General features: G+C 44.5%; 11 protein-coding genes. All 11 read left to right on the top strand.

What is annotated here, in order from left to right; all coding sequences use genetic code 11:
- The first annotated feature begins 462 nt into the window (after positions 1-462).
- The 11 genes from IOD06_RS07515 to der all read left to right on the top strand — a co-directional run bounded on the left by IOD06_RS07515 (position 463) and on the right by der (position 14,224).
- Entirely contained in the window at positions 463-1,758 is a 1,296-nt protein-coding gene (locus tag IOD06_RS07515) for an ATP phosphoribosyltransferase regulatory subunit (protein WP_194620278.1), read from the top strand.
- 126 nt (positions 1,759-1,884) lie between these two features.
- Positions 1,885-3,174 (top strand): adenylosuccinate synthase, encoded by a 1,290-nt coding sequence (locus IOD06_RS07510; protein WP_010199020.1) that lies wholly within the window; start codon positions 1,885-1,887, stop codon positions 3,172-3,174.
- Between the two features lie 291 nt (positions 3,175-3,465).
- On the top strand, positions 3,466-3,897 hold the full coding sequence (ndk, locus tag IOD06_RS07505; RefSeq protein ID WP_189586527.1) for a nucleoside-diphosphate kinase: 432 nt from the start codon (positions 3,466-3,468) through the stop codon (positions 3,895-3,897).
- A gap of 300 nt (positions 3,898-4,197) precedes the next feature.
- Entirely contained in the window at positions 4,198-5,427 is a 1,230-nt protein-coding gene (gene rlmN / locus IOD06_RS07500) for a 23S rRNA (adenine(2503)-C(2))-methyltransferase RlmN (protein WP_189586531.1), read from the top strand.
- A gap of 265 nt (positions 5,428-5,692) precedes the next feature.
- Positions 5,693-6,628 (top strand): type IV pilus biogenesis/stability protein PilW, encoded by a 936-nt coding sequence (gene pilW / locus IOD06_RS07495; RefSeq protein WP_010199028.1) that lies wholly within the window; start codon positions 5,693-5,695, stop codon positions 6,626-6,628.
- A complete protein-coding gene (locus IOD06_RS07490) occupies positions 6,625-7,443 on the top strand; it encodes a helix-turn-helix domain-containing protein (protein WP_189586623.1) in 819 nt (272 codons plus the stop codon). Before pilW ends, IOD06_RS07490 begins: the two co-directional genes overlap by 4 nt.
- 53 nt (positions 7,444-7,496) lie before the next feature.
- The gene (ispG, locus tag IOD06_RS07485; RefSeq protein ID WP_010199030.1) at positions 7,497-8,612 is read left to right on the top strand and encodes a flavodoxin-dependent (E)-4-hydroxy-3-methylbut-2-enyl-diphosphate synthase; all 1,116 of its coding nucleotides are present in this window, start codon (positions 7,497-7,499) and stop codon (positions 8,610-8,612) included.
- An 84-nt stretch (positions 8,613-8,696) separates the two neighbouring features.
- Positions 8,697-9,998 (top strand): histidine--tRNA ligase, encoded by a 1,302-nt coding sequence (gene hisS, locus IOD06_RS07480; RefSeq protein WP_194620276.1) that lies wholly within the window; start codon positions 8,697-8,699, stop codon positions 9,996-9,998.
- A gap of 65 nt (positions 9,999-10,063) precedes the next feature.
- Positions 10,064-10,855 carry a tetratricopeptide repeat protein gene (locus IOD06_RS07475; RefSeq protein WP_194620275.1) on the top strand — a complete coding sequence of 264 codons (792 nt, stop codon included), beginning with the start codon at positions 10,064-10,066 and terminating at the stop codon, positions 10,853-10,855.
- Between the two features lie 191 nt (positions 10,856-11,046).
- Positions 11,047-12,255, top strand: coding sequence for an outer membrane protein assembly factor BamB (gene bamB, locus IOD06_RS07470; protein ID WP_194620273.1), 1,209 nt, complete (start codon positions 11,047-11,049; stop codon positions 12,253-12,255).
- A 547-nt stretch (positions 12,256-12,802) separates the two neighbouring features.
- A complete protein-coding gene (gene der / locus IOD06_RS07465) occupies positions 12,803-14,224 on the top strand; it encodes a ribosome biogenesis GTPase Der (protein ID WP_010199034.1) in 1,422 nt (473 codons plus the stop codon).
- Positions 14,225-14,254 lie beyond the last annotated feature (30 nt).

Below are 14,254 nucleotides of genomic sequence, written 5' to 3'. Positions count from 1 at the left end.
ATGAGTCTGAGTCGAAAACGTGGTTCTAACCATGCTGATGACAGTCTTCATTATACCAAGGTGATATTAACATTTTTAGTTGAACCACAACGTATCTAACACGATTATAATCACCGTGTCTTTGACAGTAATGACCAGCAATTAGATAGTGATTGTGGCGAATTGTCACTAGGCGAACCTTAACTGCTATGCTAAACTAAAGCATAAAGTGCCTTGGTGATTTATTAAGGTTTATTAGCTTATCGCGGTTTATTAACGCATAAAGATACTCGTCTTATCGTCCTAACTTATACTTATTACTCACCCTTTTGCGGTTACCTAGTTTGTTCATAAATAATTGGGTCAATGATGTTGCGCGTTAAAAATAAAAATGCACAGTGTCAATGCAATTGTAAAGATAACCTTTAAGTACCGCATCAGTACCGCGTTTTTGGTAAGCGATACGCCAAACAAGGATTTATTGTGTCTGTCAGTTCTGATTCTGCAAAACTTGCCCAGTTAAATACGACAAATGAAGCGGTGGCTCAGCCTGCCGAAAACACGGCTACCTCCACTAGCATGCCATATTTGAATAACTTTGCCAGCGACGTTGCCAATAGTTGGTTGCTGCCTGATGGGGTGGTGGATGTGCTGTTTGAAGATGCCCAAAAGCAAGAAGTGCTCAGGCACAAGCTTACGCAGCAGCTGATTACTCACGGCTATCAGTTGGTCAATCCACCAATGATTGAATTCACCGAGTCGCTGCTGAGTGATGCCTCAGAAGATCTAAAGCGCCAAACTTTCAAGATTATCGATCAGCTAACTGGTCGCTTGATGGGCGTGCGTGCTGATATTACCCCGCAGATTTTACGTATCGATGCGCATCACGGTGGCACGGGTATTGCTCGTTATTGCTATGCAGGTGATGTGATTCATACCTTGCCGTCAGGGCTCTTTGGCTCACGGACGCCATTGCAATTGGGTGCTGAGATCTTTGGTTGCGGCGAATTGGCTGCCGATATCGAACTGATAGATGTGTTGTTTAGCATGGTGAATAGCTTGGATATGAGCGCCACCTTGCATATCGACTTGGGTCACGTAGCGATATTTAAGCGTTTGGCTGAATTGGCTGAACTGCCAGCGCACGATACTCAGCAGTTGATGAACTTGTATGCCAATAAGAATTTGCCAGAACTAAAGCGGGTTTGCCAAACACTACCGATGGGTGATGATTTTTACGCATTGGCGCGCTTTGGTCATGATATGGCGCATTTATTAGCAAAATTGTCAGCGACAGCACAGCAGGATACGCAAATCGCAACGGCTGTTGATGAGTTGCAACGCCTCACTGCCCATCTACAAGAGCAATGGCAATGTCCGGTCAGTATCGATGTGACAGAGCTGTCAGGCTATCATTATCATACGGGTATTGTCTTTAACGGTTATATCAATAATGAAACTCAGCCGTTGGTACGGGGTGGACGTTTTGATGGTATGCAGAGCTATACCCAGCAGCCGCGTGAAGCCACCGGCTTTAGTATGGATGTCAGCCGTTTACTCGCGCATACGCAGCTTGATACGCCAAGCATTGTGCTGGTGGATTATAGCGCATTACACAATGCCGATAAGACCCAGAAGCAGACGCTGTTACAACAAGTGGAAAGTCTACGTCAGCAGGGCTATCGCGTTACCATGCCATTAGATACTCAAGACCATCCAGCAGATGTCACGCATCGCTTAAGTTTCGCAGACAATGAGTGGCAGTTACAGAGCGTGTAAACATAGCTTTATTAAGCCATACTTAACGTTGCTATTGCGACTGTTATTTTTTGACGTTATCAAAATCATTTTAGTTTTTTAAACCGTTATTGCACACACCTCAATACATAAAGGTAAGGATTGATCATGGGTAAGAATGTCGTAGTTTTGGGTAGCCAATGGGGCGATGAAGGTAAAGGTAAGATTGTTGATTTACTAACCGAAAAAGCCTCAGCAGTTGCTCGTTTTCAAGGCGGTCACAACGCAGGTCACACGTTAGTTGTCGATGGCAAAACCACCGTCTTGCATTTAATCCCATCAGGTATCCTGCGTGAAGGCGTCACCTGCTTCATCGGTAACGGCGTGGTGTTAGCACCTGACGCACTGTTAAAAGAGATGAAAGAGCTGGAAGACAATAACGTACCAGTACGTGAGCGTCTGCGCATTTCACCGAACTGCCCACTTATCATGCCTTATCATGTCGCACTTGACCAAGCACGCGAAGCCAAGCGCGGTACTGGTAAAATCGGTACGACGGGTCGCGGTATCGGTCCTGCGTACGAAGACAAAGTGGCGCGCCGTGCCATCAAGCTTGCTGATTTATTCCGTGATGATTTAGAAGAAAAATTACGCAATCTGATCGAATATCATAATTTCCAACTGACTCAGTATTACAAAGTTGAAGCGATTGATTTTGATGAGACATTGAAGCTTTGTAAAGAGTGGAAAGAAGAGATTAAAGGCATGGTTACTGATGTGACCGAAGACCTTAATCAATTGCGCCTTGCTGGCAAGAACCTGATGTTTGAAGGTGCTCAAGGTACATTACTTGATATCGATCATGGTACTTATCCGTTTGTGACCAGCTCAAGCGTCACTGCTGGTGGCGTATCGACTGGTACTGGTATCGGTCCATTGTATTTAGACTACGTACTGGGTATCACCAAAGCTTACACCACGCGTGTTGGTAGTGGCCCGTTCCCAACTGAATTGTTTGATGATGTTGGCGCGCATTTAGCCAAAGTCGGTCATGAGTTTGGTGCTACCACTGGTCGTGCACGTCGCTGCGGTTGGTTCGATGCCGAAGCCTTACGCCGTGCAGTCGTACTGAACTCGTTATCAGGTATTTGCTTGACCAAACTTGACGTATTAGATGGTTTGGAAGAGCTGTTGATCGGTGTGGGTTACGACTTGCCTGAGACTGAATGTAAAGGCGCGCACGATGCTGAATTCTATGAGTCAGTGACGCCAAAATACGAAACCTTACAAGGGTGGAGTGAGTCAACCGTTGGTATCACCAATTATGATGACTTGCCAGAAAACGCCAAAAAATACATCAAGCGTATTGAAGCATTGATCGATTGCCCTATCGATATCATCTCAACTGGTCCTGACCGCGAAGAGACCATCGTATTGCGTGACCCATACGACGCGTAATTGCAGTAAAATCTTTATATTTGTCCCACTATTAATAGTTGTATTGAGTGATAAAACCCCAGTGCTGAGCATTGGGGTTTTTACTTTTATGCAAGGTACGGTCATAAATTAACCCTATCATTTATAGTCTTAATCATTATAATAGGCAGCAATCCTATGTTGGCGCTCATATTATCGTATTGATAGACAATGAGTTATTTAAGTTTGCCCAAGCCAGCATTGTGGCCAAAGATAAAACAAAGCATTGACCATTTTATTTTTATTGAATTTATCATTTATTAGGAGCTTTTCATGGCTAACGAACGTACTTTATCTATCATCAAACCTGACGCAGTTGCTGGCAACCACATCGGTGCTATCTATAGCCGCTTCGAGCAAGCTGGTCTAAAAATTGTTGCAGCAAAAATGATGCAACTTGATGACGAAAAAGCAGGCGGTTTTTACGCTGAGCACGCTGAGCGTCCATTCTACAACGATCTAAAATCTTTCATGATGTCAGGTCCAGTATTGGTATCAGTACTAGAAGGCGAAAATGCTATCGCTCAGCATCGTGAAATCATGGGCGCTACTAACCCAAAAGACGCTGCTGAAGGTACTATCCGTGCTGATTTCGCTAGCAGCATCGATGAAAACGCCGTTCATGGTTCAGATTCAGCTGAATCAGCTGCACGTGAAATCAGCTACTTCTTCAATGAAGATGAAGTTTGTGCACGTACGCGCTAGTAGCAGCAATTATTAATATCCGTTTGTAGTGTTGATTATTAATAATTAGTTTTGCAAGACGGCTTATATCTTATGGGTATAAGCCGTTTTAGCTATTATAATAATCCTATTATTCATTGAAATCTTTAACGACTTGCCTCATTATTGGTTTTACGTAGCGTTATCAATCCCTTATCAGCATGTTTTTATCAAATGCGCTCATAACGGATTGCTCATGCACTCATATATTATGTATGTATGACAACATCCATATAAACAATTGCACCGCTTATTTAAGCTTATGCAAAAAGGTTATCTATTATGTCCACTGTTCAATCACCTATCCAACATATCCCTACTAAACTAACAGATAGTATCAAGCTAGTAGATGAAGCGCAGGCAAAAACCAACCTGCTAGGAATGACGCAAGCCCAACTTGCAGAGTATTTTAAGAGCATTGGCGAAAAGCCTTTTCGCTCAACGCAGGTGGTTAGGTGGATATATCAGCAGGGCGTGACCGATTTTGAGCAAATGACCAATTTGAGCAAATCACTGCGCGATAAATTATCAGCCAATGCTTGCGTCGTTCCGCCAAAAGTCATTCATCGCCAATACAGTGATGACGGCACGCGGAAATGGGTGTTCGAAGTGACTGGTGGCTCATTGGTTGAGACGGTACTGATTCCAGCAGATGACAGCAAGATAAATGGTCGTAAAACTTTATGCGTGTCTTCACAAGTTGGCTGTGCGCTGGATTGTAGTTTCTGTAGTACTGGCAAACAAGGCTTTGAGCGCGATTTAACGGCGGCTGAAATCATTGGACAATTATGGGTAGCTAATGCCTCTTATATGACCGATGACAATGACAGCTTAGAAAACGTCGATCATAGCCTATGGGAAAATAACGTGACCAACGTGGTTATGATGGGCATGGGCGAGCCACTACTAAACTACAAGCCAGTGGTTGGTTCGATGGAGCTGATGCTGAGCGATCACGCCTATGGTTTGTCAAAACGTCGAGTGACCTTATCAACCTCAGGTGTCGTACCCAAAATGTATCAGTTGGCGCAAGACATTGATGTGGCATTGGCGATTTCACTGCACGCACCCAATGATGAGCTGCGCAATGAGCTAGTGCCGATTAATAAAAAGTATCCGCTAGAAGAGTTGATGGCAGCCGCTCGCAATTATGTTTATGACGTCAATCCGCGCCATAAAAAGCATGTGACGATTGAATATGTGATGCTAGATGGTGTCAATGATAGCAATGAGCACGCTCATCAATTGGTGGCTTTATTAGGTGATTTGCCAAGCAAAATTAATCTGATACCGTTTAATCCATTTCCACATGCCAATTACGATAAATCAAGCAATAATCGTATCCACGCTTTTAGCAATATTTTAAGTGAAGCGGGATTTGTCTGTACGATTCGCCAAACCCGTGGTGATGACATTGATGCGGCCTGCGGTCAATTGGTCGGACAAGTTGCTGATCGTACTAGACGTTCGGCAGCGTGGCAGCAAAGCATCAAAGACCGTGAAAACGTGTAGGGTAATATGGTTTGAGGTAGCATAGAAGATTTAGAGTGGTATTGATAACTGAAGACGGTATTGATAGAAATGATGAACAGCCTATAAAGGTTTGATAATTAGCTGTCTTTTATCCATCACAACGGTAATAAAATTGTAGTCATAACCGCTAATAACCATGAAGGCAACAATTAATAGTAACTAAATTGTACTTATGGGGGCTAAATCTATTAAACTGATGCTTCTTTGATCCCCTGTACTGAACCACAGTTTTATGATGGCGGCTATGATGACTTCTAAAGATTCTTGTCAGTTCAAATATCAAAAACCATTTCTTTCAGCGTTCAAACCGTTGATATCAGCGATTGAGTCACTGGCTACGCCAAAGCGTATGCTACTGGCAAGTGCATTGGCAGGCTTGCTAGTGAGCGGCTGTCAAAGTACAACAACCAATGATCTAACGGGTAGCACCCCTTATCAAACGTCCACGCGACCGACTAGCGATCGCAACTTGGATCAACAAGAGATTGCTCGTGTGCGCACCTCACTTGCCGCGCAATATATCCGCAAAAACGAGCTTGATACCGCGCAGCGTCAGCTAGAAAAAGCCTTTGCTGCGGATAGCCGTTACGCGCCAGCCTATGATATGATGGGCGTTTTGTTGCAGCAAGAAGGCAGCCGCATCAATCTTGAAAAAGCCGACCAGTATTTTAAAAAAGCCATCGCGCTTGATAAAGATTTTGAGCAGGCGCACAATAATTACGGCGTTTATTTGTCGCAGATGAAGCGTTACAAAGAAGCAGCGGCGCAGTTTGAAATCGCTGGTGCAGCATTAGGTTATGAAGGCCGTATTGGAGCGTTAGAAAACTTGGGTCGCACTTACCTGCAACTCGACGATCATCCGGCAGCCGCCAAAGCATTCTTGCGGGCGTTAGATGGCAATCGCAACAGTATTATTGCCCATATTGAATTGGTAGATTTATTGCTTGAGCAGCAGCGTGTGCAACAAGCACAGCGGCTCTATGATGAGACTTTGATACTGGTACAAGGGCAGGGCATTAGCCCGCGCTTACTATTGCAAGGCATCAAAATTGCCGCTGCACAAAATAACAAAACAACGCGCCAGCAATTGGCACAGCAGCTTTTATCCGCTTATCCGTTAAGCGATGAGGCAAAACAACTTAAGACTTGGCTTAATAATCCAGAGGCACCATGGAAATGACCACCCCATCATCAAACACTCAATCTAACCAGCAGGGATCATTTGGTGCTGTATTGCAACAAGCCCGAAAAAATAAGCAAGTCAGCTTAGAAGAGGTGGCAGCTGAGCTATTTATTTTAAAACGACATCTACAAGCGCTAGAGAGTGAGAATTTCTCTGAGCTACCGCAAGCCGCTTTTGCTCGTGGTTTTGCGATTAATTATGCTAAATTTTTGGATTTAGATCCGGTAAAAATTGCAAGCAGCTTTGATGCCGCTTATCCCAAAGAGCTCAAAGCTCAGTTGGCAAACAATACCGATACGCCTTTGCGCCCAATGGGTACATTGCAGCGTGATACGCATAACCGTATTCGTTTTAACCCTTTGTTAATCATAGGTGTTATCGGGCTAATCATCTTAGCGATATTTCTATTTCGTATGGTGAGCAATGCGAGCAAAGAAAATAACCAAGAACCAACCGTCGCTGTCGAGGACATATCAGCCGTCGAGCAAGCACAAGGTGCAGCGATTAATACGAATGCCAATGGGGTCGGCGCGTCTGGATCTGCGCTCAATTTAGGCGGTGACACCAATACCAATGTGGCAGTTTTAGACGTCAAACTGACAGATGACGCCATTATCAGCATTACTGACGCTTCTGGTAGCAACTTGATGAATGGTGCGCAGACCGCTGGTGACTATAAATTATCAGGTATGCCACCATTTAATGTACAGATTGATAATGTCGATAATGTTAGCTTAATGCTGAATCAAGAAGCCGTCGCTCTAGATACTTATGCAACGGATAAGCAGGCCAGTTTTGAGTTGGCTCCTTAGTCTTTTTTGTATTTAAGCCTATTGCTTTTTAGTTTTAATTAAAGGATTTATGTATGTCAATGCCATCGCCTATTAACCGTCGTTTGACCAAAAAAATCTATGTCGGTGATGTCGCGATTGGTGGTGATGCACCGATAAGTGTGCAAAGCATGACCAATACGGACACCTGTGATGTGGCCGCGACCGTGGCTCAAATCGAACGCTGCGTTGAAGCTGGTGCCGATCTGATGCGCGTATCAACGCCAACGATGGACACGGTCAAAGCCTTTGGTGAGATTCGAAAGCTGGTTAGCGTACCATTGATTGCCGACGTACATTTTGACCATAAAATAGCGCTAGCGGTTGCCGAAGCGGGTGCAGATTGTCTACGTATTAATCCAGGTAATATCGGTAGCGATGCCAAAGTACGTGAAGTCGTCGCTTGTGCCAAATATCATAACATTCCTATTCGTATCGGCGTCAATGCTGGCTCATTAGAAAAAGACATTCAGCGTAAGTATACAGAGCCGAATGGCGCGGCGATGCTGGAATCGGCGATGCGTCATATCGATATTTTAGAACGTCTGAACTTTGATCAATACAAAGTCTCGGTCAAAGCCAGTAATGTGTTTTTGACTATGGATGCCTATCGTCTTATCTCTGCCCAAATCGACAATCCGCTGCATTTAGGTGTCACCGAAGCTGGCGTTTATCGTACCGGTTCGGTCAAGTCCGCCATTGCTCTCGGTGGCTTATTATTGGACGGCATTGGCGATACCATTCGTATCTCGTTGGCAGCAGAGCCAGAAGAAGAAATTAAAATTGGCTTTGATATTTTAAAATCGCTCAATATTCGTTCTAATGGCGTGAACTTTATTGCTTGTCCGAGCTGCTCACGTCAAGAGTTTGATGTGATTAGAGTGATGACCGCATTAGAGTCACGCTTAGAAGATGTGCGCGAACCGATGAATTTGTCAGTGATTGGCTGTAAAGTGAACGGCCCAGGTGAGGCGAAGGAATCTGATATAGGTATCGTTGGCGCTGCACGTAAGTCATTGGTCTATCGTATGGGTGAAAAAAGCCATCTTATCGACACTAATAACTTGGTTGATGAAATAGAAAGTATGGTTCGCGCGCATGCAGAAGAGCTGGCCAAAAAACGTGAGAATGAGATCATTCGGGTAAAATAAGCTGGGATAATTCCGATAGCGCTCATTGAAACGTCACAACAATAATAGAATACTTGTTAAAATTTTTAAGGATATGACCGTACCATGATTAAAGCTATTAAAGGGTTTAATGATATTTTGCCTGACCAATCCGCAAAATGGCTGCATCTAGAGGCGATATTGGCTGATGTGCTGGGTAGATACGGTTATGAACATATTCGTTTACCAATTGTAGAACAAACTGATTTGTTTGCCCGTGCTATTGGCGGAGCAACCGACATTGTCGAAAAAGAGATGTATAGCTTTACGGATAAGTCTGAGCCACCAACGCCCTTAGCATTGCGTCCTGAAGGCACAGCTGGCGCGGTACGGGCAGTGATTGAACACAATCTACTGCGCGGCGACACACCAAAATTATGGTATATCGGTCCGATGTTCCGCTATGAGCGTCCACAAAAAGGTCGTTATCGCCAGTTTCATCAATTGGGTGTCGAGAGCTTTGGTAGTGCGCTACCGGATGCTGATGCTGAATTGATTGCCATGACGCATTTGATGTGGCAAGAGCTGGGTCTAAAAGATGAGATGCATTTGCAGCTGAATAGCTTGGGCGAGCTGGATGAGCGTCATGCTTATCGCGAGGCGTTAGTTGTTTATTTAACCGACAAACAAGATCAGCTAGACGATGATAGCAAACGCCGCTTGACGACCAATCCATTGCGCATTTTAGACAGTAAAGAGGCGAGCACCCAAGCGGTATTGGCAGACGCGCCAAAGCTTGCTGATTTTTTAGGGGCAGACAGCGTCGCGCATTTTGAACAAGTGCAAGCGTATTTGACCGACCTTGGCATCAGTTTTGAGATTAACCCGCATTTAGTGCGTGGTCTTGATTACTATAACAAAACCGTCTTTGAGTGGGTAACCGACAAGCTTGGTAGTCAAGCGACTGTTTGTGCTGGCGGGCGTTACGATGGTTTGATTGGACAGCTAAAGTCTATCGGCGGACGTGATGATAAAGACGACAAAAAACCAGTAAAGTCTGAGCCTGCGGTTGGTTTTGCTATGGGACTTGAGCGTTTATTATTGCTCATGGAAGCTGTCGCTCCGATTGCTGATGTGCCAGCTTGCGATGTCTTTGTCGTGGCTCACCCAGATGTTTATAGCGCGGGTATTGGTTATGCGCAAAACTTACGCTATAGCCGCGCAGACTTACGGATAAAAATGGCCAGTGCGACGAGTCTGAAAGCGCAAATGAAAAAAGCGGATAAATCTGGTGCGGCGATGACCGTTATTATTGCGCAGCAAGAGCTGGACGATCATACCATTAGCATCAAAGACATGCAGACAGGCGAGCAAAAGACCGTCATGCAAGACTGGTTGTTAAGTAAAGATAATTTTTCTCGAAAATAATCAGTTTTGGCTTTTTTGGTTTTCAATATCAGTAATTTAATAACAATTATATCAGGTAACTACCTATGGCTCTGACACCCAATTCGCCGAATGCAGACAACTCAATGCAAGCCCTAAAGCAGTACGGCAGCTATATTGTCACTGCGATTCTATTGGCACTGGCTGCCTATTTTGGCTGGACGTATTGGCAGGACAATCATGCCCGTGTGGATACGGTTGCTGCTGATCATTATGCGGACATCCAGCGGTTGAATGAAGAAGTCAGTCTGGCATCACAGAACCCAGATCTAGAAGCAGAGGCGAAAACGGCACTGGCAGAGAGCCGTACGCAGTTAGACAAAGATATTGATACTTTGGTGAGCACGCATGGTGAGTCAGTCTATGCGTGGCAAGCACTGATGATTAAAGCGCGCCAGCAAGTTGATAGTGATGACTTTACAGGGGCAAGCGAGACGCTAAAAAAAGCACTGGCAATCGATTTGGGTGATGCAGGTTTAACAGCAATTACTCGTCTGCGTTATGCCAAAACGCTATTGGCTGCTGGTGATGCAGATGCAGCCTTAGCCGAAGCCAACAACGATATGCCAAGCTCATTTGAAGCCAGTCAGCAAGAGCTATTGGGCGATGTATATTTGGCACAAGACAATAAAGAATCAGCGATTAAGTCTTATAACAATGCTTGGGAATTATTACGCAGTCGTCAAGAAACACGCGCGGTATTGGCTTTAAAAATGGAAAGTCTGGGTATCGTGCCTGAGCCTATCGAGTCGCAAGCTAACCTAATTCAAGAGTCTGCCAATGCTGAGCAGCCATTAGTGATTGAAAATACGACAGCTGCTACTGAGCAACCCTCTTAGTTTTAATGATTTATCTGATAACTCAATTATCGAATGACTAAAACCGTTCTACAAACTAAGTAGCGCAGCAAGTCAGCAGGGTAGTATTCAAAGTTAAGGTCAATATACCGAACTTTTTTATTACGGATCAATTGCTTATTTACTGATGGCTAATTTATTAATTGTTAATTTATTTGTAGTGAGAACTTATAATGACTCAATCTATTCGCTCTAGCAACACGTTAAAGGCTAAAACCATTAAGATGACAATTATGCATGTCGCCGTCATCGCAGCGATGGCAACAGCTGTCACTGGCTGTAATCGCGGTATCAAACCCGTCGTCAACGATCCTGTTAAACTGGTGCAAATTGCGCAGCCTATTAGCGTGCTACAGCCTGTGTTTAGCACTGATGTCGGTAACAAAAAAGCCAGCAAAAAAGATCCACTTGATTTGCAAGTGGGTTACGCCAGCTCGCAAATTGTTACTGCTTCGCGCGGTGGTGATTTGACTGGTTTTAATAATGCCGGTCAAGAGCTGTGGTCAGTCAATGTAGGTGATCAAATCACAGGTGGTGTCGCAATAGATGCCTTGAGTCAAACTGCGATTGTCAGTACGCGTGGCGGTCAAATTATGGCCTTTGATAGCACTACTGGCGCAAAACGCTGGCAGCAGCAGTTATCAGGATCGGTATTGTCACCAGCACTTATTACTAATAATCGGGTGATTTTGTCAGCTAATGATGGTTTCTTGCACGGCTTATCACTACAGACTGGCCAGTCTGTATGGCAATTTGCTACCCAAGTACCCGCTATCAGCATACGTGGTAGTGCGGCACCAACTTTGTTAGATGATAAAACAGCGTTATTGGCCACGGCTGATGGGCGTTTACATGCTGTGACTACCGATAGCGGTTTACCGCAGTGGTCAAGACGTGTTGGTGTTGGTGCGGGCAGTAGCGAAGTTGAGCGTATGAGCGATGTCGATGGCAAGCCTGTCGTCAGTAACAATCAGCTGTTTGCCATTAGCTATAGTGGGCAATTATTAGGCATTGATTTAGCGTCACGTCAAGTCATGTTTATTAATGATCTTGCCAGCCTAAAAGCGCTTACAGTAAACAACCAGCAAGTCATTGCCACCAGCTTAGACGGAAAAGTGGTCGCTTATGATCGAACCAGTGGTGAGATGTTGTGGGAAAGTGAAGAGTTGGCTTATCGCCACTTAACCAACCCTGTTATGATTGGTAATTATATTGCAGTGGGTGATTATGATGGGGTCGTGCATTTATTTGACCCTGCCAGCGGAAAAATCGTCAGCCGCGTAGAGACCAAAGGTGCGCTCACCAACTTGCAAGCAGAAGGTAGTCGTTTGCTGACCCAAAGTACCTCTGGACAAGTGGCTATTTGGCAATTGGCTCGCTAAGATTTTATGGGCAGTCGTTTTATTCATAAGGTTTTTTTAAGCCTGTGATTAAGCGTACTGCTCAATGTCGATGCTATGATGAGGCTATGTCGACGTTACGAGGAATAAACGCTGCTTCGTCGGCGTTTCGTGCCTTTTGCAAATGGCTTGTTTAACGCTGAGGTTTCGCGTACTCTATGCGACCGATGCGCTGCCAACATTATCTCTATATAATAGTGGTATGTAGTGCCTGTATAGAATACCTATAAACAGTATTCATAAATAATGCTACTAGCTAGGTATGCCCACTATTCACTGTAAAATAGCCAATAATTCATTTTTATTGCTATAGTCAGTTCAATATAATTTAGAGACAAGAAAGGCGAGTGAAAGTACTACAAATAGTAGACTAAGCGAGCCTCACATCGTATTTTATTTATAGAGTATTGACTATATCGTTTTATATTTATCATTCATTTTAGTTTACGGTCAAGCGCAGTATATTTACTCATATCATTAAACGAGTAGCTGTCTTATCCGTCATTGTACCCTTCACTGAGAGTAACCCATGAGTATCAAGCCTGTGGTCGCCTTAATTGGTCGTCCAAACGTCGGTAAATCTACCTTATTTAATCAGTTCACTAAAAGTCGGCAGGCACTGGTTGCTGATTTGTCAGGGCTGACTCGTGACCGTCAATACGGCGATGCGGTATATGAAGGCAAAGCCTTTATTGTCGTCGATACGGGCGGTATTGGTGAAGCTGATGATGGTAGCGGCAACATCGATGATTATATGTCTGAGCAGTCGCATACTGCTATTCACGAAGCGGATATCATCGTATTTGTGGTTGATGCTCGTGCTGGTATGATTGGCGCTGATGCCGAAATCGGTAAATTCTTGCATACCCTTGGTAAACCCGTTTATGTGGTTGCCAATAAAGTCGATGGTGTACATGACTCCGCGCCTGCAGAGTTTTATGCTTTAGGCTTGGGCGAGCCGTATCCAATGGCTGCCAGTCATGGTCGCGGTGTCGGTAATTTACTAGAAATACTGACCGCCGACATGCCTGAACAAGATGCGATGGTAGAACCAAGAGGCTTAAAGCTTGCCATCATTGGTCGTCCAAACGTTGGTAAATCTACCTTGGTAAACCGCTTACTGGGTGAAGACCGCGTCGTGGTGTTTGACATGCCTGGTACCACACGTGACAGTATTTATATCCCTTATAAGCGCGATGGCAAAGACTACGTATTGATTGATACCGCTGGTGTTCGTCGCCGCGGAAAAATCGATGAAAAAGTAGAGAAATTCTCGGTTATCAAAACCTTGCAAGCGATTGAAGATTCTAACGTCACGGTTATTGTCATTGATGCCCACGAAGGTATCGTTGACCAAGATTTGCATATGATCGGCTATGCACTCGATGCAGGTCGTGCATTAGTGGTAGCGATCAATAAATGGGATGGTCTGACACAAGATCAAAGAGACTATATCAAAATTGAGATGGATCGCCGCTTTAACTTCATTCCGTATGTAAAAGTGCACTTAATCTCAGCATTACACGGTACTGGTGTGGGTAACTTATATCCATCCATCTTACGCGCTTATCAATCTTCTATGTTTGAAGTGTCAACCAACCGTTTGACCCAAATTTTACAAGATGCAGTGACCGCCAATCCGCCACCGACGGTTGCTGGTCGTCGTATCAAGCTACGTTATGCCCATATTGGTGGTCACAATCCACCCGTGATTGTTATCCATGGTAACCAAACTGGCTCGCTGCCTAAAAGCTATCAGCGCTACCTAGAAAACCAATTCCGTCAGGTTTTCAAGCTCGAAGGTACGCCGCTTAACGTAGTCTTTAAGCTGAACGAAAACCCATACGCCAACAAAAGCGACACGCCGACCAAAGCGAAGGCGCAGCAGTTGCGTCAGCGTGAGCGTAATCGAGCGCAAAAGTTCACCACCAAAGATAAAAAGCCTCGCTAACGCGTTAGGCTTATTACCTTTCAGTTCTTT

This window comes from Psychrobacter sp. N25K4-3-2 (assembly GCF_015351755.1).
Lineage (GTDB): Bacteria > Pseudomonadota > Gammaproteobacteria > Pseudomonadales > Moraxellaceae > Psychrobacter > Psychrobacter glaciei.
The sequence above is the reverse complement of the archived record's forward strand: the minus strand, read 5'-3'. Positions and strand labels throughout refer to the sequence as shown.